A 25,540-nucleotide genomic window follows, 5' to 3' on the forward strand; every position below is an offset into this window, starting at 1 on the left:
CGTCCTCGCCACGAGGGCCGACGGGCGCGCGGTTTGCCGGTGCCCATTCCTTCGTGACAAGCTCTGCAACTGCTTTGGAGGCCTGCATGCCACGCGAAATCAAGGTCGTCAGCGAAACCGTCGCCGCACCGGCGCACGAGGTCTACGAGTTCGCCAGCCGGCGCGAGAACCTGCATCGCTGGGCCTCGGGCCTGGCGTCGGCCGACATCGAGCAGGAAGGCGACCACTGGGTGGTGACCGACTCACCCATGGGCCGCATCCAGATCAGGATGGCGCCGCGCAATGACTTCGGCGTGCTGGACCATGACGTGACGACGCCGGATGGCGTGACCACGCACAACGCGTTCCGCGTCACGCCTGTGGATGAGGGCTGTGTGCTGACGTTCGTGGTGCTGAGGATGGCCGGGGCGAGCGACGAGGACTTTGAGCGGGATGCGGCGCATGTGCGCAAGGATTTGCGGGCGTTGAAGGTGTTGATGGAGAAGTAGGCCGACAGGCGGCGCAGACTCAGTGCTTGCTCGACAAAAGCGCGACGCAGCGTTCGCTGTTGTGGCGAATCGCCATGTCAAGCGCGGTCCCGTCATAGCTGTTTTGAAGGTTGGGATCAGCGCCGTGCTCAAGAAGCAGTTGCGCAATCTCCAGGAGGTCATCTTCAGCGGCAAGATGCAACGGGGTATCGGCAAAGTCCGCTTGCTGATTCACGTCCGCGCCGGCTTCCAGGATCAGGCGGGCGGCCTCAACATGGCCTCCGCGAACTGTCTGGTGCAACGTTGGTTCGAGTTGGCCATCCAGCCAAATTGAAGCGCCTGAATCGAGCAGCAGGCGAACCAGTTCAACGCGTCCGATTGAGGCCGCATCCGACAAAGGGGTCGACCCACAGTCGCTGAGGGTGTCGACCTCGGCGCCGCGCCTGATCAGTTCTTGGATTGCGGTTATCGGGCTATCAAAGCAAGCCAAATGCAGAGCCGTTTCGCCGAGGCTTGTCCTCAAATGAACAGCTGTTGGATCTGTCGCCAGTACCGCTAGGCCCTCCTCCAAAGAGGAATCGAATGCCTGCACCAGCCGGACAACGCGCTCGTCGCTCATAAGGTCATACGGTCAGCTTCGATCATCACACCGGCTTCGGCCGCGTCCCCTCCGACGGATTCGCAATCCACCCCTGCAGCTCCGCCGCCCTCGCATGCTTGGGCGCCAGCTCCAGGAAGGTCTTGTAGGCCGCCATCGCCTTGCCCTCGTCGCCGGCCAGCAGGCGCGCGTCGCCGAGGTTGAGCCAGGCCAGGGACCGGCTGCCGTCCATCTCGACGGCCTTCTCGAACCACACGGCCGCATCGGCCGGCTTGCCACGCCGGTACAGCACAAAGCCCAGGTTGTTGGCCGCCAGCGCGAACTTCGGCTGCAGCTGCAGAGCCTCCTTGAACGCCGCCTCGGCCTCGTCGTAGCGGCGCTCGCGATACAGCTGCAGGCCGCGGTCGTTGGCGCGCTGGGCGGCGACGCGGGCGCCGGGGTCGACGCGGGCGGTCGTGGCGGCCAGGGCCTGGTCCTTGCCGTCCAGGCCCTTGATGGTCACTTGAACACCACTGGCCGCGCCACTCGCGGCGGTGGCGACCTGGCGGCCGGCGCTGCTGGCCTCGTCGAGCTTGGCGGCGAACTGGCTGGCCTTGTCATCGAGCTGGGCCACGGCGCCGCTCAGTGCGGGCTCCTGCGCGGTTGGCAGCTCAAAGATGAACTCACCGCCTTCGCTGCCCGGCAGGCTGCCGAAGGCCGGCGTCTGGTGGGCGATGGCTGACACGGCGGGCGCCACGTAGGCGGCCAGCTCGGTGGCGGTGATGAGGCCGTCGCCGTTCAGGTCGGCCTTGCCGTTGAGGGCCTGCAGCAGCGTCCACGTGAACACCGAATGGCCGCCGGGGCCGTCGTCGGCCACCTGCTGATCGGCGCCGCCGGCCGTCATCATCTGGCGGCCGATGCGGCGCGCGTTGGTGCGAGCGAAGTTGCTGTCGGCTGCCGCCGAGCCGCCGCGCGTCAGGCCGAGACCCGAGTAGCAGGCGTCGATGACGAACAACGCATGCTTGGCCGTGATGGCCTCGGCCACCTCCTGCAGCTGGGGCATCGCGATGGCGTCGGCCTGCAGGTCGTTGAGCCCCGCGTCTACCGGCACGATATAGCCGACCTCGCGGCCGCTCGGCAATTTGCGCGTGCTGCCGTGGCCGGCGAAGAAGACAAACACCCGGTCGTCGCGCTTCACGCGCTTGGCGTCGCCGAAGCGCTCGTTGAGCGCTTTCAGGATGTTGGCGCGGGTGGCGTCGCCGTCAGCCAGCAGCGTCACGTTGTCGGCCCGAAAGCCGAAGCGCGTGACCAGGGACTCGCGCACGGCCTGGGCGTCGCGCACCGCGTGAGACAGCTTGGGCCAGGCGGTGTATTGGTTGATGCCGATGACCAAGGCATGGCTGTCGCGGTAGAGCTCACCCGGGGTGACAGGAGGCGGGGCGGCGGCGCGCTCTGACGACACGACAAACTGCCCATCCTTCCAGCTCGCAAAGCGCCAGCCCTCGGCGGCGAGCTGGTCCAGCACCAGGGGCAGCGCCTGCACCGTGCGGGCGTGGATGTCGTGGAAGAGCACGATGCCGCGCTGCTGCTTGTCCAGCTCGGCCATCACCCGCGCGGCGATGCTCTTGGGAATGGGGTCGCTCCAATCCAGCGAGTCGACGTTCCACATCATCGAGCGCAGCTTCAGCGCCTCAATGGTGGTCAACGCCCCATCGTTGCGCGCGCCATAAGGAAAGCGAAACAACGCGTCGCCGTTGCGACCCGCCGCGTCCAGCAGCGCCTCCGTGTTGGCGGCTTCTTCCTTGACCTTGACGAGCTCGAACTTGGACATCAGCCCATGCGTGAAGCTGTGGTTGGCCAGCTGGTGGCCGGCCGCGAGAACGCGCTTGGCGACGGCGCTGCCATTGCCCGGCTGGATCTTGCCGTCGGCGCCCACCTTGCCGAGGTTCTGGCCGAGCTGGAAGAACACAGCCGGTGCGTTGTAGCGCTTCAGGATCTCCAGGATCTCGTCCGTGTAGCGCGCATGCGGGCCGTCGTCGAAAGTCAGCAGCACGGTCTTGGGCGGCAGCTTGTCGCCAAAGACCTCGCGCTCCTTGGCGGCGACACCGCGCATCGCACCTGACGCGGCGGGCTCCGGCGCCAGGTCAGCCGCGGCCGGTAGCTGGGCGCCATGTTGCTTCATGACAGCGTCGCGCGTGTGCAGGGCCTTCAGCTTGGCCACGTAGTCGCTCCAGCGCTCGCGCTTGAGCTCGATGCCGCGCTTGGCAAAGCCGCCAAACACTTCCTTCAGCTCCTGCTCATACGCCTTCTCGACTTCGGCCAGCGTGTCCAGGTCCTCCTGGGCGCGGCGGGCGAGCTTGATGCCGTCCAGCGTTTGCGCGCTCTTCAGTCCGGTGGCGAGCTGGCCCAGCACTTCCTTGAAGGCGAGGCGGTCGGCGTCGAACCAGCTCGGCTCGCTCTCGATGCGCGCCAGCAGCGCGGCGGTGGCGTCCAGCGATTCGGGCTTGAGCGCCAGATCGGCCAGGCGCTGCTGGCGCTGCAGCAGCTCGTGGAAGAGCTGCTGGCCCAGGGCCTGGACCTCGCGGCGCTGGGCGGCCGGCAGGGTGGCCTCGCCGTCCATCAGCACGACGATCTGGCGGTGCAGGGCCAGCATGCCGTCGCCTTCCTCACGCAGCTTGGCCGTGGCACTGCTGTCCTGCGCGGCCGAGGCGGCTGGCAGCGCGGCTGGCACTTCACTGAGGCGTTTGTTGCAGCCGGGCAGGGCAAAGGCGGTGGTCAGCAGCAGGGCGAGTGAGATGAGGCGCATTGCGGGGTGAAAAAGTCAGCCGCGAGATTGTGGGGCTGCCCGCGCTGCTGACAGCGCCAGGCCGCGGACGCCGACAGAATGCCGTCCTCCCAACAAGGACGATAACGATGAGACTGCTCGCCCTGACCCTGGCTCTTGCCTGCTTCATCGCCCCCAGCCAGGCCGCCACCCCCGCCGAGCGCCTGGCCGATGTGGCGACGCGCTACTACGACACCCGCTCCCGCTTCGACCCGCTCAACGCCACCCAGGCCGGCGACAACCGCTTTGACGACCAGCTGGGCCTGGACATCGCCCCGGCCGAGCGGGCCAAGCGGTTCGCCGCCTGGCGTGGCTTCCTGAAGGAGCTGGCCGCCCTGCCCGCCGCCGGCCTGCCACCGGCCGAGCGCCTGAACCGCGAGCTGCTGGAGCAGCAGCTGCGCGCCCAGCTCGCCTTCGAGCGCTACCCCGACCACCTGCTGCCCTTGCACCAGATGGGCGCCACGCCCTTCCAGTTGGCCTTCTTCTCCAGCGGCCAGGCCGGTCAGCCGCTGAAGACGGCCGCCCAGCTCGACGCGTATCTGAAGCGCGTCGCCGGCCTGCCCGCCTGGTGCGACCAGGCCATCGCCAATATGCGCGAAGGCATCAAGCGCGGCGTTGTCCAGTCACAGCCCGTCGTCGAGGCGGCGCTGCCGCTGCTGCGCAACCTGGCCGAGGCCGACGCCGAGCACAGTGCCTACACGGCGCCGGTGCGCGCCCTGCCTGCCGACATCAGCGCGGCCGACCGCACCCGCCTGACCGAGGCCTACCACCGGGAGCTGACCGAGCGCGCCCAGCCGGCGCTGCGCCGCCTGCTCGCCTTTGTCGAGATCGACTACCTGCCCGCCGCGAAGCGCCGCGGCAGCATCGGCTGGGCGTCCCTGCCCAATGGCCAGGCCTGGTACCGCCAATGGGTGCGCGAGCAGACGACGACTGACATGACGCCCGAGCAGATCCACGAGCTGGGGCTCAAGGAGGTGGCGCGCATCCAGGGCGAGATCACGCGCATCGCGCCGCAGCTCGGCTTCACGGGCGACCCGCTGAAGAACGGCGGCCTGCTGGCCTGGGCGCGCAGCGATGAGCGCTTTCGGCCCTTCAAGACCGAGGCCGAGATCCTGGACGCCTATCGCGCCATCAACGCCCGTGTCGCGCCGCAGCTGCCCAAGCTCTTCGGCCAGCTGCCGCGCATGGCGCTGGACATCCGCGCCGAGCCCGAGCTGACGCGCGAGACGGCTTCCGATCACTACACCGCCGGCCAGGCCGACGGCAGCGCGCCCGGCGTGTTCTGGGCCGTCATCAACGACCCCAGGGACTACTCCGTGGCGACGATGACCGCCCTCTTCCTGCATGAGGGCCAGCCCGGGCACCATTTTCACTTTGGCCAGCAGGTGGTGATGCCCATGCCCGAGTTCCGCCGTCGCATGTGGATCAATGCCTATGGCGAGGGCTGGGCGCTGTATGCCGAGACCCTGGGCCATGAACTGGGCCTGTATGGCAACGACCCCGTGGCCTACGCCGGCATGCTGCGCATGGAGATCAGCCGCGCAGCGCGCCTGGTCGTGGACACCGGCATGCACGCCAAGGGCTGGAGCCGCGAGCAGGCGCTGAAGTATTGGATGGACACGACCGGTGCTGGCGAACAGCAGGCCGTCGCCCAGATCGACCGCTACCTCGCCTGGCCGGGCCAGGCCCTGGGCTACAAGATCGGCGCGCTGAAGATCCAGGAACTGCGCCGTCGCGCCGAGCAGAAACTGGGCGCGAAGTTCAGCCTCGCCGCCTTCCACGACCAGGTGCTGGGCGAGGGCTCGCTGCCGCTGTCGGTGCTGGAGAAGCGCATCGATGCGTGGATCGCCACACAGGCTAAGGTGGCGCGATGAGCGACATCACGATCTTCCACAACGCGAAGTGCGGCACCTCGCGCAATGTGCTTGCGCTGATCCGCCATGCCGGCCTGGAGCCGCGCGTCGTCGAGTACATGCAGACGCCGCCGAGCCGCGACGAAATCCGCGCGCTGGCGGCGGCCGCCGACCAGCCCTTGCGCGCGTTGCTGCGCGAGAAGGAGGCCGTCTTCACCGAGCTGGGCCTCGCCGATCCGGCTCTGAGCGATGACGCCCTGCTGGACGCGGTTCAGCAGCATCCGGTGCTGCTGAACCGCCCCATCGTCGTGACGTCCCTGGGCACGGCGCTGTGCCGTCCGTCGGAGGCGGTGCTGGAGCTGCTGCCCGTCGGGCCGTTGCCGCCCTTCACCAAGTCTGACGGCGAAGTCGTGCACGACCACGGCCGTCGGCGCGGCTGAGGTTCAGGCCGGAAAGTCCGTCGATGCCGCGAGACCGCGCCATTCGGCCGTCTCGCGCTCGACAAAGGCGTGCTTGTCGGCAATGGCCTGCAGCGTGTCCGTGCCCAGCGGCAGGCGCAGTGGCGGGGTCTTGGCATCGACCAGCGTCAGCATGGCTTGCGCCAGGCGCTCGGGGTCACCGGGCTGGTTGAGGCTGATGCGCTTGGCGGCCTCGCGCACCTGGCCGGCGCTGGCGGCGTAGTCGGCCAACTCGCGCGGCGAGGTGACCAGGGACTGGCCTTCCAGGAACTCGGTGCGGAAATAGCCGGGCTCGACGACGGTGGCGTGGATGCCCAGCGGCGCGAGCTCGGCATGCAGGGCCTCGGTGATGCCCTCGACGGCGAACTTGGTCGAGCAGTAGACGCCGAAGCCCGCGGCCGAACGGACGCCGCCGAGCGACGAGATGTTGATGACATGGCCGCTGCGGCGCTCGCGCATCTGCGGCAGCACGGCGCGGGTCACGTTCAGCAGGCCGAAGACATTGGTCTCGTACAGCCGGCGCACTTCATCGGCACTGGCTTCCTCGACGGCACCGAGCAGGCCATAGCCAGCGTTGTTGACGAGGATGTCGATGCGGCCGAAGCGGCTCAGCGCGGCGGCCGTGGCCTGGGCGGCCTGGGCTTCGTCGGTGACGTCCAGGGCCACGGCCAACAGGCCGGGCTGGGTGCCCAAGCGCTTCTTGATGCTCGCGGCGTCACGGGCCGTAGCGACGACGGCGTCGCCATGGGCCAGGGCGGCTTCGGTGATGCGTGCGCCGATGCCGCGCGAGGCGCCGGTGATCATCCAGACGCGCTTGAAGGTGGGGGTGGTGGTCATGTTGGGCTCCGGTGTGGGGTGAAGGGTGGATCGGCCGATGGAGCGAAATTTAGGATCGGGATTGATCTTCAACTAGCCCAGAATCGCTTCATTGATTGGCAAGTAAATCCTGACAATGGCCTTCAACGAACTGCGCGCCATCACCACCTTCACCAAGGCCGCCGAGCTGGGCAGCCTGCGCCAGGCCGCGGTGGCCCAGGGCATCACGCCGCAGGCGGCGAGCCAGGCGCTGACGCAGCTGGAGGCCCACCTTGGCGTGCGCCTCTTCCACCGCACGACGCGTCGGCTCAGCCTGACCGAGGAGGGCGAGCGCTTCCTCGGCGCCGCAGCGCCCGGGCTGCAAGCACTGCAGCGCGCATTGCATGGCGCGCGCCTGGGTCGTGACGTCATTGCCGGGCCGCTGCGCATCACGGCCTCGCGCTCGCTGATGCTGCCGGTGCTGTGGCCGGTGCTGGAGGAGTTCTGCGCCCGCCACCCCGACGTCGAGCCCGATGTGCAGTTGGACGACCGCATCGGCGACTGGGTGGCAGACCGCGTCGACGTGGGCTTTCGCGCCGGCACGCCGCCGGGCGAAGGCCTGATTGCCCGCCACCTGCTGCCACTGCAGCTCATCGTCTGCGCCGCGCCCGCCTACATCGCCCGCCATGGCGCACCGCAAAGCATCGACGAGCTGGCCCGGCACCGCTGCAGCGGCTTTCGCCACCCGAGCACGGGCAAGCCCATGCCCTGGGAGTTCCTGGTGGGCGACGAGATCGTCGGGCGCGACGTCGCCTCGGTCTTCATGACCAACGACGTCGAGCTGGAGGCCAATGCCGTCGTGGCCGGCCAGTGCATCGGCCAGCTCGTCGGCGCCACTGCCGCCCCGCTGATCCGCAGCGGCCAGCTCGTGCCGCTGCTGACCGAGCATGTCTGCGCCCACCTTGGCCTGTACCTGTACTACGGCAGCCGCGTGGCCCAGCCGGCGCGGGTGCGGGCCTTCATCGACCTCGTCGTTGAGCGCGTGGTGGGCAACCCGGCCTGGGTGGTCAGCGCTCAGGAGCTGGCTGCGGCCGCCCGCAAGCGCCGCTGAGCGGGTAACAAGCCGACGCGATTGGTAAAGCCTGGGCACACGGCGAAAGCCAACACTGCAGACGGGGAGGGCATCTGAATTGGAGGCTCTCATGAGCTACAGAACTCTGGGCGTATGTGCGGCGGCCGTCGCCCTGGCGGCTTGCGGCGGTGGTGGCGGCGATGCCGGCACTCCTGTCACGACGCCCTCGAACAGCACCTCGGGCACGCTGGCTCTGAGCCTGACCGATGCGCCGGCCTGCGGCTTCGACCATGTCTATGTGACGGTGCAGAAGGTCCGCGTCAACGCCAGCGCCGACGCCGCCGAAGATGGCGCCGGCTGGACGGACCTGGTGGTGGGCCCGACACAGCGCTTTGACCTGCTGGCGCTGCAAAACGGCGTGCTCGCCAGCCTGGGCCAGGTGCCGCTCGCCGTGGGCCATTACGCGCAGCTGCGCCTGGTGCTGGCCGAGAACGGCGGCGCCACACCGCTGGCCAACTCGGTCGTTCCCACGGGCGGCAGCGAGGTCGCGCTGAAGACGCCCAGCGGCCAGCAGAGCGGCCTCAAGCTCAATGCCAGCATCGACATCGCGGCCAACCAGATGGCCGACTTCGTGCTCGACTTCGACGCCTGCAAGTCCGTCGTCACGGCTGGCAACTCGGGCCAATACCTGCTCAAGCCCGTCGTCGCCGTCGTGCCCAACTTGCTGTCGGGCGTCAGCGGCTATGTGGATGCGAGCGTCGCCTATGGCGGCACCCAGGTCAGCCTGCAACAGGGCGGCGTCGTGCTCAAGGCCACCGCGCCGGACAGCAGCGGCAAGTTCGTGCTCACGCCGGTGGCACCGGGCAGCTACGACCTCGTCATCAAGTCCGCGGCCCGAGCCACCATGGTCGTGACCGGCGTGCCGGTGACGGCGAATACCGTGACGGCTGTCAGCACCAGCGTCGCGCCGCTGTCGCCCGCCCCGGCCATCGATGGCCAGGCCATGGGCACGGTGATGGTGGATGGGGTGGTCAACACGGCGGCCGTCGCGGCGACGCAGAAGCTGGCCAGCGGCGGCATCATCACCATCGCCGAGACCCTATCGGACTCGACGACCGGCGCCTTCAATCTGACCCTGCCCGCCGCGCCGCCCTGGGTGGCGCCCTATGCCGCGCCACCGGCCGGGCTGGTCTTTGCGGCGGACGTGACGGCCGGGCTGTCCTACTCCTTCAACGCCAGCCTCAACGGCACGGTCAAGGTTGTCGGCCCCTTGGCCGTCACGGCGGGTGGCACGCTGACGGTCAACTTCGGCTTCTAAACGAGAGTGGGCTTGAGCAGGTCCGCGATGCCGATGCGCGCGGCAAAGTCCTCGCGCACCCGCTCGGCCACCTCGGTCACCGCCGCCGCGCCGTCGTCCATGAAGTCGACGACCGAGCGGAAGGGCCGCTCGCCATGCGCCAGGCCGACGACGCGCACGACCTCGTCGGCGACGGCCTGCGGGTCGGCTTCGGGCGGCATCAGCGCGGTCAGGCGGGCGCCGATCTGGTCCATCAGGCCGGCGTAACGGGCGTAGGCCGCGGCCTTGGCTTCGTCGGCTGGCTTGCCGGCGTTGGCGAAATGGTCGGTGCCGCTGGTGAAGGCGCCGGGCACGACGATGCTGGTCTCGATGCCAAAGCGGGCCAGCTCGAAGCTCATGGTCACGGCCAGCGAGTCCATGGCCGCCTTGGCCGCCGCATAGGGGCCGAGGAAGGGCGGGAAGCCGCCGCGTGTCGTCGTGCTGCCTATCCACAGCAGCAGGCCACGCTCCTGCGCCCGTAGCACCGGCAGGGCCGCGCGGTTGACGCGCTGGGCGCCGAGCACATTGGTGTCGAAGACGGCCGTGATCTCTTCCGGCGTGTAGGCCTCGGTCGGCCCGACGACGAGGTGGCCGGCGTTGTGCATGACGACGTCCAGGCGCCCCTGCTCGGCCACGATGGTGGCAACGGCCGCGTCGGCACTGGGCTGCGACAGCACATCCAGCTCGACGACGCGCAGGTCCAACCCGCGGGCAAAACTCCAGTCGCGCAGCTCGCGGGCCTTGGCCGCGTTCTTGGCGGTCACGCCGCGCATGCTGGCGTAGACGGTGTGGCCGGCGGCGGCCAGGGCCAGCGCGCTCAGCTTGCCGATGCCGCTGGAGGCGCCGGTGACGAGGATGACTTGTTGTTGGTCGTTCATGGTGCGGTCCTCCTTCAGACGATGCCGCCGTTGACACGCACGGTCTGCCCATTGACCCAAGCGCCCTGCGGCCCGGCCAACACGCCGACCATCGCCGCGATGTCCTCGGGTTGGCCCAGGCGCTCCAGCGGCGCCATCTTGGCCAGGCGCTCGACCTGCTCGGGCGTCTTGCCGTTCAGGAACAAGTTCGTTGCCGTCGGGCCGGGGGCCACGGCGTTGACGGTGATGGCCTTGCCGCGCAGCTCCTTGGCCAGGATGTTGGTCATGGTCTCAATGGCGCTCTTGGTGGCCGCGTAGACGGCATAGCCTGGCAGGCCCAGGCCGATGACGCTGGTCGAGAAATTGATGATGCGCCCGCCCTGGCGCAGGCGCTTGGCCGCCTCGCGCATGGCCAGGAAGCTGCCCTTCACATTGATGTCGAAGAGGCGGTCGAAGGTCTCGTCGCTGGTGTCGGCCAGGTGGGGCAGTTCGTTGGCCATGGCGCCGGCGTTGTTGACGAGCACGTCCACGCCGCCGAAGGCCTCGGTGGCGGCATCGAACAGCAGCCTGGCGGCGCCCGCGTCGGCCACGTCGGCCTGCACGGCGATGGCGCGGCCGCCGCGGTCGGTGATGGCATCGACAACCTTTTGCGCTTCGACGGCATTGCCGGCGTAGTTGACGACCACGGCATGGCCATCGGCCGCCAGTTGCTGCGCGATGGCCGCGCCGATGCCACGCGAGGCGCCGGTGACGATGGCGACGCGGGAAGAGGAAGAAGAATTGGTGTTGTTCACGGGGTGCTCCAGTCGTTGGGTTGGAAGGCAGAACCGGGTGGTGGCGGCCCTGTGAGTTCAATGTATTGTTCGAGCAGGTTCGGATAAATCAGACGAACAAGACATCACAATCCAATCCAACTAAACAATCGGAGCCAAACGGCCATGGACCGACTCGATGCGATGCGCCTCTTCGTGCGCATCGTCGACCTGGCCAGCTTCACCAAGGCCGCCGACGAGCTGCAGCTGCCGCGCGCCTCGGTCAGCCTGGCCCTGCAGCAGCTGGAGGCGCGCCTGGGCGTGCGCCTGCTCAACCGCACGACGCGCCATGTCAGCCCGACGCTGGATGGCCAGGCCTATCACCTGCGCTGCCAGCAGATCCTGCAGGACGTGGGCGAGGCCGAGGACCTGTTCCGCAGCGCCCAGCTCAAGCCGCGCGGCAAGCTGCGCGTGGACATGCAGGGCAACCAGGCCCAGCGCTTCGTGCTGCCCTATCTCGGTGACTTCCATGCCCGCTTCCCCGACGTCGAGCTGGAGATCGGCCTGGGTGACCGCTTTGTCGACCTTGTGCGCGAGGGCGTGGACTGCGTGCTGCGCTCGGGCGAGCCCAAGGATTCATCCATGGTGGGCCGGCGCGTCGCCCAGCTGCGCCAGGTGACCTGTGCGAGCCGCGACTACATCGCCCGCCGCGGCCTGCCGCGCACGCTGGAGGAGTTCGCCAACGAGCACCTGGCCGTCAATTACATCGGCAGCAGCGGCCGCGTGCTGCCCTTTGACTTCATCGTCGATGGCGAGGCGCACAGCCTCACGCTGCCCGGCCCGGTCACCGTCAGCAGCGCGACGGCATATGGCGCCTGCTGCCTGGCCGGCCTGGGCTTCATCCAGGCGCCGCGCTACAACTTCGAGAAAGAACTGGCGAGCGGCGAGCTGGTCGAGGTGTTTGCCGACTGGCAGCCGACGCCTATGCCGGTCTATGTGCTGTATCCCCATGCCCGCCAGCTGTCGTCGCGGGTGAGGGTGTTTGTGGATTGGTTGGCGGAGCGGATGGCGGCGGCGGGCTGAGCGACGTTGACCGGTGAGCGCTTATGAATCGCTGCACTCGGTGGGCCTAGGGGCCGACGTGGTTGCCTATCTGCATCGAGGCGCTGTCGTGAGCATCTGGACGCGGTTCGGCGCTGCGGGCCTCCTCGTCACCCACCCGACCCCGCCACCGCCCTGAACAGCCGGATCGCCGTCTCCGCCGCCGGCGCCAGCGTGCGGCCGCGCAGCCAGACGGCGTGGGCGTCCACGTAGAGTTCGCTCATGGTCTTGAGCCCGCGCACGGGCTGCAGGCCCAGGGTCTGGATGATGGGCAGGGCACGCGGCAGCGCGGCCAGCAGGTCGCCGTCGGCCGCCAGCCGGGCCAGTGTGACGAGGTCGTCGCATTCGACGACGACGGGCAGCTCGGCCGGCGTCGCAAAGCCCAGGCCCTGGGCCACATAGGCCTGCAGCTGCGGCGACACCGACACCATGGCCAGGCCGTAGTGCACCAGGTCGGCCGCTGTCACGGTCGTGGCGTCCAACAACGGATGGCCCGCGCGGGCATAGACGGCGCCGCGGATGCGCGTCACCGGCGCCATCTCCAGCCGGCTGGCGTCGGTCAGCATGCGCGGGTCGGCGACGAAGAACTCGATGGCCTCGTCGGTGAGCAAGGTCAGCAGGCTGTCGACATTGCCGTAACGCACGCGGGCGACGACGCCCGGCGCCTGGCGGCGCAGTTCGGCCAGCAGCGGCGGCACCAGTACGGCGGCCGGCACGGGCCCCGCGCCAAAGGCCAGTTCGCCCAGCAGGCCGCCGCGCAGCAGGTCGGCGTCGCGCTCCAGGCAGTCGGCGTCGAAGACGAGGCGGCGGGCGCGCTCCACCAGCGTGCGGCCGGCTGGCGTCAGCAGCGCGCCCTGCGGCCCGCGCTCGAACAGACGCAGGCCCCAATGGGCTTCGAGGGCCTGGATGCTGCGGCTGAAGGCGGCCTGGCTCAGGTGCACACGCTCCGCCGCGGCGACGAAGCGGCCCTCGTCGGCCAGCGCGATCAGGTGGGAGAGCTGGCGGAGGTTCAACCTAGATCCGGCAGTTGGACACGTCCGAGGGGCGGACGAGGCGAGCCGCCGGCAAGGCGCGCCGACGAAGTGGGCTGATGCCCACGAGGAGAAGCAACGCCGCCTGCGGTTTGCAGCGGCCGACCAGCGGGCGTGCAGCGTTGTTCATCGAAGCGGCGAGGGTGGCAAATCGGCCAGCGTGCCGAGGTTGAAGGCATGGCGCCATGGGGAGCGGCCGACTGCCGGATCTGGGTTGCTATGCAGTGAACGCAATGAATGCCGACCAATTATGCGTTGGACGTAACGCCGGCCGGCTTTCATCCTTCGCTCCCCGGCCCGCTCAGAGGCTGGAGGAGGCAAGCGCCGTGGAGTTCGATTACGTGATCGTGGGCGCCGGTTCGGCGGGCTGCGTGCTGGCCGCGCGCCTGAGCGAAGACCCCGGCGTGACGGTGGCCCTGCTGGAAACCGGCGGGCCGGACAGCAGCGTGCTCATCCACGCGCCGGCCGGCGTCGTCGCCATGGTGCCCACCCGCATCAACAACTACGCCTACCAGACCGTGCCCCAGCCCGGCCTGATGGGCCGCCGCGGCTACCAGCCGCGCGGCAAGACCCTGGGCGGCAGCAGCTCCATCAACGCCATGCTCTATGTGCGCGGCCACCGCCACGACTACGACCAATGGGCGAGCTTCGGCAACGCCGGCTGGTCGTATGACGAGGTGCTGCCCTATTTCCGCCGCGCCGAGCACAACGAGCAGTTCGGCGACTGCCCGCTGCACGGCCGTGGCGGGCCGCTGAACGTGACGCTGCCGCGCAGCGCGAGCCCCATCAACCAGACCTTCCTGACCGCCGCGGCGCTGCAGGGGGTGCCCCATATCGGCGACTACAACGGCGCCGAGCAGTTCGGCTCTTTCGTCTACCAGGTCACGCAAGTCAACGGCGAGCGCTGCAGCGCCGCCAAGGCCTATCTGACGCCCAATTTGGGCCGCCCGAACCTCAAGGTCATCACCCACGCGCAGGCGACGAAGCTGCGCCTGGCCAATGGCCGCGCGGTGGGCGTGGACTACCGCGTCCACGGCCAATCCCGCTTCGTGCGTGCGCGCCGCGAAGTCCTGCTCAGCGCCGGCGCCTTCGGTTCGCCGCAGCTGCTGATGCTCTCGGGCATCGGGCCTGGCGCACACCTGCGGCAGACGGGTGTCGAGGTGCAGCACGACCTGCCCGGCGTCGGCCAGAACCTGCAGGACCACATCGACTATGTGCAGACCTGGCGCTGCAGCTCGGACACGCCCACCTTCGGCGTCTCGCTGCGCGGCGGCGCGCGGCTGGCGCGGGCGGTGGGCGAATGGCGGCGCCATCGCACCGGCCTGCTGACGAGCAGCATTGCCGAGTCCGGCGCCTTCCTGCGCTCTTCGGCGGATGTCAGCGTGCCCGACCTGCAACTCGTCTTCGTGCTTGGCATCGTCGACGACCACGCCCGCAAGCTGCACTGGGGCCACGGCATTTCCTGCCATGTCGACGTGCTGCGGCCGCACAGCCGCGGCACGGTGGAGCTGGCCGGGCCCGACCCGCAGCTGGCACCGCGCATCGACCCACGCTTCCTCAGCGACGAGCGCGACATGCGGCTGCTGCTGAGGGGCGCCCGGTTGCAGCAGCGCCTCATCGAGTCCAAGCCTTTCGACGGCCTGCGCGGCGACATGCTCTACCCGGTGCGCGCCGACGACACCGAGGCGCTGGCCGCCGACATCCGCGCCCGTGCCGACACGCAATACCACCCGGTGGGCACTTGCCGGATGGGCCCCTTGGGCCGCGACCCATTGGCCGTTGTCGACGACAGGCTGCGCGTGCACGGCATCGGCGGCCTGCGCGTCGTCGACGCCTCGGTGATGCCCACCATCGTCGGCGGCAACACCAACGCCCCCACCATCATGATCGGCGAGAAGGCCGCCGACATGATCCGCAACGACGCACGGCAATGAACCGGAGGAGACAAACAATGAAGACAACGACGACCGTCCTGATGGCGGCTCTCATGCTGGCTGGTTGCAGCCGTGAGACCGCAGCGCCCTCCGGCGACGCGAGCGCGACCACGGTGCAGGCGAACGCGCAGTTCGCACAGACCCTGCCGCTGGACGAGGCCCAGGGCTTCGAGGATGCCAAGCGCGGCCTCATCGCCCGCCCGGAGGGCAAGATCCTCGCGGTCGACGGCAGCGTGCTGATCGACTTCGACGCCTTCAAGTTCGTCGATGGCGCGGCGCCGCCCACCGTCAATCCGAGTCTCTGGCGCCACGCCAAGCTCAACGCGCAGATCGGCCTCTTCAAGGTCGTCGATGGCGTCTACCAGCTGCGCGGCTTCGACATGGGCAACATCACGCTGATCGAGGGCAAGACCGGCTGGATCGTCGTCGACGCGCTGACCTGCCGCGAGACCGCGAGCGCGGCCATGGCCTTCGCCCGCAAACACCTGGGTGACAAACCGGTCACCGCGCTGCTGTTCTCGCACAGCCACATCGACCATTTCGGCGGCGCTCTGGGCGTGCTGACGGCCGAGCAGGCGCGCACCGTGCCGGTCATCGCTTCGGCTGGCTTCATGGAAGAGGCCACCAGCGAGAACGTCATGGTCGGCACCGCCATGGGCCGACGCTCCGCCTACCAGTTCGGCAAGAACCTGGAACGCTCGCCCAAGGGCCTGGTCGACACCGGCCTGGGCAAGGCCGTGGGCTACGGCAGCTTCGGCGTGTTGGCGCCGACCGACCTCATCACGCAACCCACCGAAGAGCGCGTGCTGGACGGTGTGCGCGTCGTCTTCCACAACGTGCCCGGCGCCGAGGCGCCGGCGGAGATGACCTTCTCGGTGCCGTCGCTCAAGGTCTACGGCGGTGCCGAGAACCTCGCGCAGACCATGCACAACCTGCTGCCCGTGCGCGGCGCCAAGGTGCGCGACGCGCTGCGCTGGGCCGCCTACATGCAGGGCGCGCTGGACCAGCTCGGCGATGCCGAGGTCTATGTCGGCCAGCACAACTGGCCCGTCTGGGGGCACGACCGCATCGCCGACTTCATCACCAAGCACCGCGATGTCTACAAATACACCCACGACCAGACCGTGCGCCTCATCAACGCGGGCCTGACGCCGGCCGAGATCGCCGACCAGATCCGCTTGCCCAAGTCGCTGCAGGGCCACTTCGGCGCACGCGGCTACTACGGCGACCTGCGCCACAACGTCAAGGCCGTCTACCAGTTCTACCTCGGCGCCTACGACGGCAACCCCGCCCACCTGGACCCACTGCCGCCGGTGGACGTCGCCAAGCGCTATGTGGCCCTGGCCGGCGGCGCCGACAAGGCCGTGGCCGCCGCGCAGACGGCCTTCGACCAGGGCGACTACCGCTGGGCTGCCGAGCTGCTGAACCATGTCGTGTTCGCCGATGCCGGCAACAAGACGGCGCGCGAGCTGCTGGCGCGTGCCTACGACCAGCTCGGCTATGTGGCCGAGGCCTCCACCTGGCGCAACAGCTACCTGACGGCCGCGGCCGAGTTGCGCGGTGGCGCGCCCAAGCAGGGCGTCAACCGCGCGGCCTTCCTCGACATGCTGGCCCAGACGCCCATCGAGCGCTTCCTTGAGGCCATGGCCGCCGGCCTCAACGGCCCGGCCGCCGAGGGCAAGGACTTCAAGATCAACCTGGTGCTGACCGACACCAAGGAGAGCTATGTGCTGTGGATCGAGAACGCCGTGCTGCACCACCGCCGCGCCGAGCCGGCCGCGGATGCCAACGCCACGTTGACGCTGACCCAGGCCTTTTTCGTCCGCATGATGGCCGGCACGGCGGGCGCCAAGGACCTGCTGCTGTCGGACGACGTCAAGGTGAGTGGCAGCAAGATTGACCTGGGCCGCTTCCTGAGCCTGATGGACAAGGCGACGGGCACCTTTCCCATCGTGTCGCGCTGACGCAAACTGCGGGCATGCAAGCCAATCGCTCCATTCCCGCTGCGACCGTCCTGCCCGAACTGGCCTATCCGGACGTCAACGCCGCGGCCGATTGGCTCTGTCGCGCCTTCGGCTTCGCGGTGCGGCTGCGCATTGCCGACCATCGTGTGCAGATGAGCGTGCCGGGCGGTGGCGCCTTGGTGGTCAAGCAGGGAGAGGTGGCGCCTGACAGCTGTTCGTCGCACTCGGTCATGGTGCGAGTGGCCGATGTCGATGCCCACCACGCCCGTGCGGCAGCGGCTGGCGCCGCGGCGGCCGGCGCGCCGACAACCTACCCCTTCGGCGAGCGGCAATACGGCGTGCGCGACTTCGCCGGCCACCACTGGGTTTTCACGCAGAGCGTGGCCGATGTGGACCCGGCGAGCTGGGGCGGCGAGCTGCATGCAGAATCAGCCACTCCTCCCCACGGATTGGAAGACTCGTGAAGCGCATGTCCCCTGCCCTGGTACTTGCCGGCCTGTTGATCGGTGCGCCCGCGATGGCGGCCGATGAACCTCCGTCAACGCTCGAAAAGATCGAAGGCGCCGTGACGCGCGGCGCCCAGGCTGCGGCCAGCGGGGTTGCCCGTGGCGTGCACGCGGCGGCGAGCGGCATCGAGCGCGGCGCCAAGGCGACGGTGCGCGGCGTGGAAAAGGGCGCCAGTGCGGCCGCCCGCGGTGTCGCACACGGTGTGGATGCGGCGGCCAGCGGCGTCAAGCGCGGTGCCGACGCCACCAGCAATGCCGTGCGCAAGACGGCGAACAAGGTCGAAGGCAGCGGCTCAGCCGCCAGCTCCTCGAATTAATCCAAGGGCCAGGGCATGGCCTTGGGCATCTTGGCGGGGTCTTGGGGCTCCGCCGGCCTGGTGCTCTTGCGCGCCGGCGCATCGGCCTCGCGCCACCACGGCGTCGCGGGCTCGCCCTTGGCCGGCTCCACGGCCTCACCCAGACGAGGCATCAGCAGCTGGGCGCCCTGCTTCGGGCCAAGTTCCAGCAATGTCTCGGCCGGTGCATCCCAGTCATGCAGGGCTAATGAAAAGGTGCCCCAGTGCACCGGCAGGAAGGCGCCGCCGCCGAGCAGCTGGTAGGCCTTGAGCGCGTTCTCAGGCCCGAGGTGGATGTCGCCCCAGGACGGGTGGAAGGCGCCCACTTCGAGCATGACCAGATCGAAGGGCCCGAAGCGTTCGCGGATGGCCGCGTACTCGCTGGTGAGGCCCGTGTCGCCGCTGAAGAAGACGCGGTGTTTCGGCGTCTCGATGACGATGGACGACCACAGCGTGGCGTTGCGGTCGGTCAGCGAGCGGCCCGAGAAATGCTGCGACGGCGCCGCATGGATGCGCAGTTCGGAGTTCGGCGCCTGCCAGTGCTCCCACCAGTCCAGCTCGACGATGCGCTCCGCCGGGATGCCCCAGGCCTCCAGGTGGGCGCCGACGCCCAGCGAGGTGATGAAGGGCACCTCCTGCAGCTTCACCAGCTCCTTGACCGTGCCCATGTCCAGGTGGTCGTAGTGGTCGTGGGAGATGACGACGGCGTCCAGCTTGGGCAAGGCCTTCAAGGCCAGCGGCACCGGCTGGAAGCGTTTCGGCCCGGCCAGCTGCGAAGGTGAGGCGCGCTTGCCCCAGACGGGGTCGGTCAGCACACGCAGGCCGTCGATCTCGATCATCACCGTGGAGTGGCCGAGCCAGGTGGCGCGCAGGCCGGTGTCGGTGGGCTTGAGCCAGGCGTCCAGCGGGTTGACGGAGGGCAGGGTGCCGGCCGGTGTGCGGCGGCCTTCGGAGCAGATGAAATCGCCCAGCGATGGCCGCTCGCTGCGGTCACGCAGCCCCGGCTGGATGGGATGGACGTTGCGAAAGCCCTCGCCTGCCTCCGTGGCCAGGTAGCGCGGCGACGCCCGCATGCGTTCAAGACGGAGGCCGGTGGCGCGTTTGCCGAGTGACTTCATGGCAGCAGGTGTTGGGGCAGACCTGCCGAGATGGCGGCGTGGCGCGGGCTTTCAAGGCCGTGGGCCGCACGGGCCTTCAGGCATTGGCTGTCGCCGGGCTGCACGCCGCGGCAGGTGCTGGAGCGCTGGGCGTAGATGCTGCAGCCTACTTCCTGGCCCACCTCGCCGCGCAATGCGATGCAGCGCACCGGCCGCGTCTCGGTGCCAGCCATGCAGCGGTGCAGCGAGCCGACCGGCCGCGTCAGCGCCACGGGTACGGTGCCGCCCGGCACGTCATCGGCTTCGGCCCAGTAGAAGGACACGCGGAACACCGCGCAGCAGGCGCCGCAGCGCTGGCAGTCGAGTTCGTCGTCCATGCGAGGTCTCAGGCCTCGGCAATTGCCGCGATGGACACCTTCGGCCCCGGGACGCGCGCCGGCAGCTTGGCGCCCTGGCGGGCCGGCGGGTTGACCGGGAACCAGCGCAGGTATTCCTCATTCATGCCGGCGAAGTCATCCTCGTCGGCCAGCACGATGGTGATGCTGACGATCTTGTCCATGGCGCTGCCTGCAGCGTCGAGGATGGCGGCGATGTTGGTCAGGCACTGGCGGGTCTGTTCCTGCACCGTCGTGCCGACGAACTGGCCGGTCTCGGGATCTGTCGGCGCCGTGCCGGACACGAAGACCAGCCCCGCCGCCTTGACGGCCTGGCTGTACATCGGGGGCGGCTTGGCGGCCTTGGGGGTGTAGACGATGTCGCGGGGCATGGGAGGTCCTCTTCACGCGGGTTGGTGCTGGGTGCCGGCGCCCATCGTGATGAAAAACATGCGGCTGGGCCGGAGCACCTTGGCCGTATGCCAGACGCCGCGCGGCACGACGACGGCGCCGCGGTCGGTGATGCGCTGGGCGGTGGCAACGCCTTCGGCCGTCTCCATCAGGAATTCGATGTCGCCGTCCAGCAGGTAGACGAACTCCTCGCCGTGGGGATGCATCTCCCAGCTGCCCCAGTCGGCGTCGCAGAGGAACTCCGACACCAGCCAGTCCTTGCCCAGTGCGTCCAGGGCCTCTTGCGGCTGGTTCCAGAACTCGCGGCCGCCCACCTCCTGGCGGATGCCGCCGTTGGCGTCGAGCAGGGCATAGGTTTCATCGGGCAGGAACTTCATCGGGAGGCCTCCTGGCGCTGATTGTGCGGGCCGGTGTGCAACATGCCGCAACCGGGCGGCTTGAAATGTGTGGGGGTGGCGGCATGTGGGACGCATGCCTTCCGTCATCAAGCTCGCTGTCCCCGCCGAACTGCTGTCCCTCGTGCGCCTGGCCCAGTTGCTGCAGGCGCTCGAAGGCCAGGGTCATGCGGCGGACCCTCATCAATACCAACTCCTCGTCCAGAAGCTTGGTGCCGAGTTGCACGAGCACCAGGGCCATCCGACGCTGGCGGGCCTGCTCGACCACTTCCCCGCTGCGGCCGAGGTCTACGAGAACCTGCAGTACGGCCATGCCGGGCTGGTGCGGGCGCCGCTGGAGATGTCGCTGAGTTCCGAGCTCGCAGTGCGCGAGCTGCTGGGCCGCGTCCGCAAGCGCTGATCAGCTGCGCCGCAGCGCGATCTCGAACACGACGCCGTCGGCGACATTGCGCGCCGCGATGCTGCCGCCCATCTTGGCCAGATAGGTCTTGGCAACGAACAGCCCCTGGCCGCGACGCTGGCCGTTCTCCGGCTCGGCATCACTGACGCCGTAGTCGAAGATGCGCGTGAGCTGATCCTCGGCGATCTGCGGGCCCTGGTTGTGGATGTCGATGATGGACAGCTCGCCTTCGATGCGCAGCGCCAGCGTGATGGGCGTGCCGGGCACGCGGTAGCGGTCGGCATTGGTCAGCACATGGGTGATGGCGTCTTCCAGCGGGTACTCGTCGGCCTGTACCCAGACCGGTTCGTTCGGCGCGTAGGTGACGTTGGCGATGCCCGCATAGGCCGCGTTCCCGGCCACCTGGCGCAGGAAGGCGTCCAGGTCCAGCCGGCCCACGGCCAGCGTCGCGGCGGCGAGGGCCTCGCTCGGTGAGGCCTGGCCGTAGAGCACCTTGACGGCCTGCTGCATGCGCTGCACATAGCGCCGGCTCGGATCGGCTTCCGATCCGTGCAGCAGCATCAGCGACTGCAGCGGCGACATGATCTCGTGGCCCACGGCATGCCACTGGTCGTGCTCGCGCTCGGCGCGCAGCTGCTCGCGGCGCAGGCTGTCGCGGGCGTGCTGCAGCAGGTCCGACAAGCTGCCGGCCAGGATGCCCAGCTCGTCGCGGCCGCGCAGGTCGGCCACGTCCAGGGTGCCGAGCTCGAAGCGCTCGGGCGACTGCAGCTGGTGCGACAGCGCGGCGGCGCGTTTCGTCAGCATCGCGACGCGGCGGATCAGGCCCATCTCGATGATGAGCCAGGCCAGCGCTATTGATCCCAGCATCGCGCCCACGGGCCAGGCCAGGCGGGCAGCGCTGGCGCTCAAAGACCGGTCCAGTCCTTGCAGGTCACCGCTCAGCGTGATGTCGAAGCGGCCCGCCGGCGTCGTCACGCTGTCCCGGGCCTGCAGCGTGCGCGGCGTGGCCGGCGCGGGCAGGTGCTGGATCAGGGCCGTCAGCCAGGGCGAGGGCGGCGTGCCGGTTTCGTCGGCGCCCTGCAGCAGGGCGATGACGTTGCTGCCGTGGGTGATCCTCAGCGTCTCGCCGGGCGCCAGCGTGCCGGACAGCCGCGCCAGCGATAGCGGCGCTTGAGCCGCGGCACTGCTGCTGTCGAACAGCACGGTGCCACCGGGGCCGAGCAGGGCCAGGCGCAGGCCGGTACGGGACAGGTCCGCCGGCGGCCATTGCGGGCCGCCGGGGCGGAACAGCGCCTCGCGAAAGGCCTCGACCGGCAGGCGGATCGAGACCGTCGTGCGGCGCGGGCAGGGCTCGGCCGTGCTCAGGCAGGGGCCCTCGCGCCAGACCCAGCCACGGAAGTYGCGTTGCGGCCGGGCCTTGTGCGGCAGCGTCGCAGTGTTGCCGGCCTCGTTGACCGTGAAGCCGGGCAGCTGGCCGCGCTGGGCGTCCAGCATCTCGACGGGAGCCAGCCAGTACTGCTCGGCGCCGTCGCGCTTCAGGCTAATGCGCACGCGGTGCACGTCGGCCAGGTCCAGCGTGCCGCGCTCACGCGAGACCAGCGGCGGCGCATCCAGTGCCGCCACGAGATAGATGAAGCCGCCCGCATAGGCATTGCTGCCCACTGCCGTGCACAGGCTGGCGCCGCCCGGGTATTGCAGTGCGCAGCCGGCCATCTCGACGGCTCGCTGGGCCTTGGTGGCGTCGTCAAAGTCGATGGCCGCAAAAGGCAGCAGCAGCGGCGCGACCCAGCCGGCCTCGACCTGGGCCGGCTCGGGGTTCATCAGCGCCAGCTGGCCCGACGGGTGGCGCAGCTGCGCCACGATCTCGGCCAGGGACTTGGCAAAGGTCTGCTCGTAGCGCTGCGCATTGCGCTGCCGCTCCTCGTTCAACAGGGCCAGGGCCAGGGCCAGCGTGGCCAGGGCCAGGGCGATGAAGACGAGGTGGAAGACGATGCGGTTGCGGAAGGCCGCGACGCCGAGGCGCGGCATGTCGGGCAGCGGGAAATCAACCCGGCCGAGCTTCATGGCGCGCGATGAGCTTTGGAAACAAAGCCACAGAGACACAGAGGCACAGAGATGCGCACGGAGAAATTCGCCATTCCTCTGTGTCTCAGTGCCTCAGTGGCTGTGTTCAAGAATTCCTCGGCGTCCAGCGGAAACCGCGCATGGGGATGTTTTCAATCCCGTCAAACGTCGGGTCCACGTCCCTGAACGCATCGCGGATGGTCGCCACATGCTTGCGCACGTTGTCGCGGTTGCGGCCGCTCTTGACGACGTCGAACAGTTCCTCGTAGCTGACCACCTCGCCGGCGCGAGCGTGCAGGGTCGCGAGGATGCGTTGGGCCGTCAGCGGCAGGTTGATGCGCTGGCCGCGCCACATGGGGGTGCGCTGCTTCAGCGGGTCGAGCTGCAGGCTGCTGTCCTCGGCCTTGGCGATGGCCTTGACAGGTTCCTTCAGCCGAGCCGTGCGCAGGATGTCGAGGAAGGTCTCGATGAACTCGGCCTCGTCGAAGGTCGTCTTCTGCAGATAGTCCCAGGCGTCCAGCGCCTTCATGATGCTGCGGTAGATGGCCGCCGGCATGGCAGACACGACCAGCACCGGCGTGCCCAGGCCCTGCTTGTTGATCTCGTTGATCAGCGCCACGCCGGCATTGCGCTCGCGGCCCAGCTCGATATCCAGCACGACGAGGTCATAGCGCTCGCGCAGCAGGGCCGCTTCGGCGGCGTCGCGGTCGAACCATTGGTCGACGGTCAGCTCTGGGCGGGCGGTGCGAATCCAGCCGGCCAGCTGTTCGCTGGTGGTGGGGTCGTCTTCGATGACGGCGATGCGGGGCATGGCGGGGATTATGTGAAGGCCTGCCGGAGAGCAGCGCGGAAGGAATCCTCCGCGCTCGTTAGCAGCCTGCCTGCGAGGTCGCGCTGCGCTTGACTTCGCCCGTCTTCAAGTGGACCTCCAGCGTGGCGCCCAGCGCATCCATGAGTTCCAGGGTCGGCCCACGAGCGTCCAGCCGAGGCTCCGATCCACATCGCCACCAGACCGAAGAAGAGCTCAGACGGAACTTCTGCAACTCGGCAGGTGAATAGAGATCCTCCAAGCCGAGACTGCGCACGACCTTGCCGTCGGGTGAATAGACAACGATGACGGAGGGTCCGATGCCCATGTTGTGCCAGTTGTCCAGAGTGATCAGCTCGCCCGAGTCCGCGATCGCCGCAAAGACAGGCGAGATCGGATTCACCAGCTGGACCTCCTGGCGCTCTTTGTAGTTGCCCGATGCATCGAGTCGGTACACACGCGCCTTGGCTGCATGTCCTCGCTGAGCGCCGGCGAAGCCAAAAACTGCGCCCATGTCGGTTCCGGGGATGACACGGATAACCCGCTCGCCTTTGGGGCTTGCATGGCCAGACACCTCGGGCGCTTGCCAAGAGTCCGCAGCCGCAGCGCAGACGGCAACGCACAACAGCAGCGCAAGCAAGTACTTCATAGGCATGTGGTTCCGTGGTGGCTTGGCGGTGAGGCTTGGCGTCGCAACGATAGCTTCAGACGTGGGCAATCCATTGCTTGACGAGGGCTTGCAGCGCAGGAAGCTTGGTCTGGAAATCTGTGGCTGACCCGAACTCGACTTGCGCGCGGTCCTTGCCCAGCCACCTCAGCAGGCCGGCGGGGTCCGCGATCAGCAGGCCGCCTGCGGGCGACACGCGCGCCTTGGCGCCCCGATGCAGGATCAAGCCCAGCCCGGCCTTGCTGCGCAGATGCGTGGTGGCGAAGTACTCGGTCGTGCGCCAGCTCGGCGCATTCCACTTGATGCCTTCGGCGATGGACGGGTCCACGGCGAGCATGGCCTGGCGCAGTGCCTCCATCTCGGTCTTGAAGGGGTGGTCCAGGGCCGCCATGAACCGGTCCACGGCGGCGGTGGTGTCGGCGGCGGTCAGCTTGGGCATGGTGGGATTCTCGGCAAAGCGAGCCCTGCTGCAGGATCGCATTACATCCAGACGTTGTGGGGAAGGTAATGCCGCAGCTCTTCGCAACGCTTTTCAACTTCGGCTTCAAGCTTTTCGACGATGCGTCTCATGTGACGCAGTTCAGCTTGTCTAAAAGGGGTTCGCGTGGCGCGGCATATGCCTCCGTCGCCGTCGGGAAAAACCTCGATCGACATATCGAGGATGTCCGCATCTGAATGTGCAACCTCATGGTTGCGAATGTTGAGGAGTGCGTCGTGAGACCTTCTTTCAACCGCGGTTAGAACCCGAAGGCAAGACCCGGGGACTGCCTTCTCAGCGACTGATTGACCTCGTGAAGTGATGAAGGGCCGTGCATAGGCGACAACGAGAGCAGTTGTTAGTGCTTGCAGCAGCGGGCTCGGCTTCTTGCTGCGAGGCAAAGGGATTTTTCGGCGAATCAATTCGTCGACGGTTTCCCGCGTTTCCTCTAGATCGATTCGAGTGAGCCACAGCCTTCGATACAGGCGCAGGTGGGACTCTTGCTCGGTGGAAAGAGCAGTTTCGGACTGGCGAAGCATTTGTCGACCCTTTTGAGCGCACCGCAGAATCGGTGGCTCATCGAACCACCATCCAGCCCCATGATCACCTGCTATCTGCGCTACGTCATCGATCCCAACAAGACCAAGGARTTCGAGCACTACGGCAAGCTSTGGMTKCCSCTGGTCGMGAARTTCGGCGGCACGCACCAYGGCTACTTCCTGCCGTCGGAGGGCGCCAACAACATCGCGCTGGCCTTGTTCTCTTTTCCGTCTCTGGCGGCCTACGAGGACTACCGCAACCGCTCGCTTCAAGACCCGGAATGCCAGGCTGCCTTTGCGTATGCGAAGGAAACGCAGTGCTTCCTGAGCTACGAGCGCAGCTTCTTCAGGCCCGTGCTGGCGGGCGATGCCTAGGAATCCCATCCACTGATCGGAGGTGGCGCCGGCTTGGCGCCCGTCCTATGCTCGACGCCCGGCCAGCCTC

General features: G+C 68.5%; 27 protein-coding genes. 12 read left to right on the plus strand and 15 right to left on the minus strand.

Features of this window, described 5'->3' with window-relative positions:
• Positions 1-86: 86 nt before the first annotated feature.
• Entirely contained in the window at positions 87-488 is a 402-nt protein-coding gene (locus ACXJKM_RS15195; RefSeq protein ID WP_457353394.1) for an SRPBCC family protein, read from the plus strand.
• Between the two features lie 19 nt (positions 489-507).
• On the opposite strand, the gene ACXJKM_RS15200 is transcribed toward ACXJKM_RS15195, so the two are convergent.
• Positions 508-1,086, minus strand: a complete 579-nt coding sequence (locus ACXJKM_RS15200) for an ankyrin repeat domain-containing protein (protein WP_457353395.1) — start codon at positions 1,084-1,086, stop codon at positions 508-510.
• Positions 1,087-1,111: 25 nt separating this feature from the next.
• Positions 1,112-3,850, minus strand: a complete 2,739-nt coding sequence (locus ACXJKM_RS15205) for a polysaccharide deacetylase family protein (RefSeq protein ID WP_457353397.1) — start codon at positions 3,848-3,850, stop codon at positions 1,112-1,114.
• Between the two features lie 107 nt (positions 3,851-3,957).
• Here ACXJKM_RS15205 and ACXJKM_RS15210 point away from each other — a divergent pair, with 107 nt between their 5' ends.
• A complete protein-coding gene (locus ACXJKM_RS15210; RefSeq protein WP_457353399.1) occupies positions 3,958-5,742 on the plus strand; it encodes a DUF885 domain-containing protein in 1,785 nt (594 codons plus the stop codon).
• Complete coding sequence (gene arsC / locus ACXJKM_RS15215) at positions 5,739-6,161, plus strand: arsenate reductase (glutaredoxin) (protein WP_457319820.1); 423 nt, start codon at positions 5,739-5,741, stop codon at positions 6,159-6,161. The genes ACXJKM_RS15210 and arsC overlap by 4 nt, the downstream gene beginning before the upstream one ends.
• A 3-nt stretch (positions 6,162-6,164) precedes the next feature.
• Here arsC and ACXJKM_RS15220 read toward each other — a convergent pair whose 3' ends face one another.
• Positions 6,165-7,016 (minus strand): oxidoreductase, encoded by an 852-nt coding sequence (locus tag ACXJKM_RS15220; protein WP_457353401.1) that lies wholly within the window; start codon positions 7,014-7,016, stop codon positions 6,165-6,167.
• 115 nt (positions 7,017-7,131) lie between these two features.
• Between ACXJKM_RS15220 and ACXJKM_RS15225 the strand changes: the two genes are divergently transcribed.
• Together ACXJKM_RS15225 and ACXJKM_RS15230 are read left to right on the plus strand one after the other, a co-directional pair.
• Positions 7,132-8,085 (plus strand): LysR family transcriptional regulator, encoded by a 954-nt coding sequence (locus ACXJKM_RS15225; protein ID WP_457353403.1) that lies wholly within the window; start codon positions 7,132-7,134, stop codon positions 8,083-8,085.
• A 91-nt stretch (positions 8,086-8,176) separates the two neighbouring features.
• Positions 8,177-9,364 (plus strand): DUF4382 domain-containing protein, encoded by a 1,188-nt coding sequence (locus tag ACXJKM_RS15230; RefSeq protein ID WP_457353405.1) that lies wholly within the window; start codon positions 8,177-8,179, stop codon positions 9,362-9,364.
• On the opposite strand, the gene ACXJKM_RS15235 is transcribed toward ACXJKM_RS15230, so the two are convergent.
• Together ACXJKM_RS15235 and ACXJKM_RS15240 are read right to left on the minus strand one after the other, a co-directional pair.
• Positions 9,361-10,260 (minus strand): SDR family NAD(P)-dependent oxidoreductase, encoded by a 900-nt coding sequence (locus tag ACXJKM_RS15235; RefSeq protein WP_457353407.1) that lies wholly within the window; start codon positions 10,258-10,260, stop codon positions 9,361-9,363. The genes ACXJKM_RS15230 and ACXJKM_RS15235 overlap by 4 nt on opposite strands.
• 14 nt (positions 10,261-10,274) lie before the next feature.
• On the minus strand, positions 10,275-11,033 hold the full coding sequence (locus ACXJKM_RS15240; RefSeq protein WP_457353409.1) for an SDR family oxidoreductase: 759 nt from the start codon (positions 11,031-11,033) through the stop codon (positions 10,275-10,277).
• 144 nt (positions 11,034-11,177) lie between these two features.
• Here ACXJKM_RS15240 and ACXJKM_RS15245 point away from each other — a divergent pair, with 144 nt between their 5' ends.
• Positions 11,178-12,074, plus strand: a complete 897-nt coding sequence (locus ACXJKM_RS15245) for a LysR family transcriptional regulator (protein WP_457353411.1) — start codon at positions 11,178-11,180, stop codon at positions 12,072-12,074.
• A 128-nt stretch (positions 12,075-12,202) separates the two neighbouring features.
• Here ACXJKM_RS15245 and ACXJKM_RS15250 read toward each other — a convergent pair whose 3' ends face one another.
• Positions 12,203-13,105: a LysR family transcriptional regulator gene (locus ACXJKM_RS15250; protein ID WP_457353413.1), complete on the minus strand. Its 903-nt coding sequence runs from the start codon at positions 13,103-13,105 to the stop codon at positions 12,203-12,205.
• 344 nt (positions 13,106-13,449) lie between these two features.
• Between ACXJKM_RS15250 and ACXJKM_RS15255 the strand changes: the two genes are divergently transcribed.
• From ACXJKM_RS15255 to ACXJKM_RS15270, 4 genes are read left to right on the plus strand one after another with little or no spacing between them, the layout of a single operon-like run.
• Positions 13,450-15,057: a GMC family oxidoreductase gene (locus ACXJKM_RS15255; protein WP_457353415.1), complete on the plus strand. Its 1,608-nt coding sequence runs from the start codon at positions 13,450-13,452 to the stop codon at positions 15,055-15,057.
• A gap of 17 nt (positions 15,058-15,074) precedes the next feature.
• Positions 15,075-17,021 carry an alkyl/aryl-sulfatase gene (locus ACXJKM_RS15260; RefSeq protein ID WP_457353417.1) on the plus strand — a complete coding sequence of 649 codons (1,947 nt, stop codon included), beginning with the start codon at positions 15,075-15,077 and terminating at the stop codon, positions 17,019-17,021.
• A 14-nt stretch (positions 17,022-17,035) separates the two neighbouring features.
• Positions 17,036-17,485 carry a VOC family protein gene (locus ACXJKM_RS15265; protein ID WP_056191129.1) on the plus strand — a complete coding sequence of 150 codons (450 nt, stop codon included), beginning with the start codon at positions 17,036-17,038 and terminating at the stop codon, positions 17,483-17,485.
• A complete protein-coding gene (locus tag ACXJKM_RS15270; RefSeq protein WP_056191131.1) occupies positions 17,482-17,844 on the plus strand; it encodes a hypothetical protein in 363 nt (120 codons plus the stop codon). The genes ACXJKM_RS15265 and ACXJKM_RS15270 overlap by 4 nt, the downstream gene beginning before the upstream one ends.
• Here the strand turns inward: ACXJKM_RS15270 and ACXJKM_RS15275 are convergent.
• From ACXJKM_RS15275 to ACXJKM_RS15290, 4 genes are read right to left on the minus strand one after another with little or no spacing between them, the layout of a single operon-like run.
• Positions 17,841-18,980, minus strand: coding sequence for an MBL fold metallo-hydrolase (locus tag ACXJKM_RS15275; RefSeq protein ID WP_056191133.1), 1,140 nt, complete (start codon positions 18,978-18,980; stop codon positions 17,841-17,843). The two genes, ACXJKM_RS15270 and ACXJKM_RS15275, sit on opposite strands and share 4 nt — an antisense overlap.
• On the minus strand, positions 18,977-19,336 hold the full coding sequence (locus ACXJKM_RS15280) for a YkgJ family cysteine cluster protein (protein ID WP_457353420.1): 360 nt from the start codon (positions 19,334-19,336) through the stop codon (positions 18,977-18,979). Before ACXJKM_RS15280 ends, ACXJKM_RS15275 begins: the two co-directional genes overlap by 4 nt.
• A gap of 8 nt (positions 19,337-19,344) precedes the next feature.
• Positions 19,345-19,725, minus strand: coding sequence for a RidA family protein (locus tag ACXJKM_RS15285; RefSeq protein ID WP_457353422.1), 381 nt, complete (start codon positions 19,723-19,725; stop codon positions 19,345-19,347).
• A 12-nt stretch (positions 19,726-19,737) separates the two neighbouring features.
• Positions 19,738-20,121, minus strand: coding sequence for a cupin domain-containing protein (locus ACXJKM_RS15290; protein WP_056191139.1), 384 nt, complete (start codon positions 20,119-20,121; stop codon positions 19,738-19,740).
• A 94-nt stretch (positions 20,122-20,215) separates the two neighbouring features.
• Between ACXJKM_RS15290 and ACXJKM_RS15295 the strand changes: the two genes are divergently transcribed.
• Positions 20,216-20,539, plus strand: a complete 324-nt coding sequence (locus ACXJKM_RS15295; protein WP_457322171.1) for a hypothetical protein — start codon at positions 20,216-20,218, stop codon at positions 20,537-20,539.
• On the opposite strand, the gene ACXJKM_RS15300 is transcribed toward ACXJKM_RS15295, so the two are convergent.
• The 5 genes from ACXJKM_RS15300 to ACXJKM_RS15320 form a co-directional block, all read right to left on the minus strand.
• A complete protein-coding gene (locus ACXJKM_RS15300; protein WP_457353424.1) occupies positions 20,540-22,603 on the minus strand; it encodes a sensor histidine kinase in 2,064 nt (687 codons plus the stop codon). It abuts the gene before it with no gap.
• A 106-nt stretch (positions 22,604-22,709) separates the two neighbouring features.
• Positions 22,710-23,414 (minus strand): response regulator transcription factor, encoded by a 705-nt coding sequence (locus ACXJKM_RS15305; RefSeq protein ID WP_457353426.1) that lies wholly within the window; start codon positions 23,412-23,414, stop codon positions 22,710-22,712.
• Between the two features lie 58 nt (positions 23,415-23,472).
• Positions 23,473-24,060 carry a hypothetical protein gene (locus ACXJKM_RS15310; RefSeq protein WP_457353428.1) on the minus strand — a complete coding sequence of 196 codons (588 nt, stop codon included), beginning with the start codon at positions 24,058-24,060 and terminating at the stop codon, positions 23,473-23,475.
• 55 nt (positions 24,061-24,115) lie between these two features.
• Complete coding sequence (locus ACXJKM_RS15315) at positions 24,116-24,517, minus strand: DUF1801 domain-containing protein (protein ID WP_457353430.1); 402 nt, start codon at positions 24,515-24,517, stop codon at positions 24,116-24,118.
• A 41-nt stretch (positions 24,518-24,558) separates the two neighbouring features.
• On the minus strand, positions 24,559-25,095 hold the full coding sequence (locus ACXJKM_RS15320; RefSeq protein WP_457353432.1) for a hypothetical protein: 537 nt from the start codon (positions 25,093-25,095) through the stop codon (positions 24,559-24,561).
• A gap of 60 nt (positions 25,096-25,155) precedes the next feature.
• On the opposite strand from ACXJKM_RS15320, the gene ACXJKM_RS15325 reads away from it, so the two are divergent.
• Complete coding sequence (locus ACXJKM_RS15325) at positions 25,156-25,470, plus strand: NIPSNAP family protein (RefSeq protein WP_457353434.1); 315 nt, start codon at positions 25,156-25,158, stop codon at positions 25,468-25,470.
• Positions 25,471-25,540 lie beyond the last annotated feature (70 nt).

It is taken from the genome of Roseateles sp. P5_D6 (genome assembly GCF_054049415.1).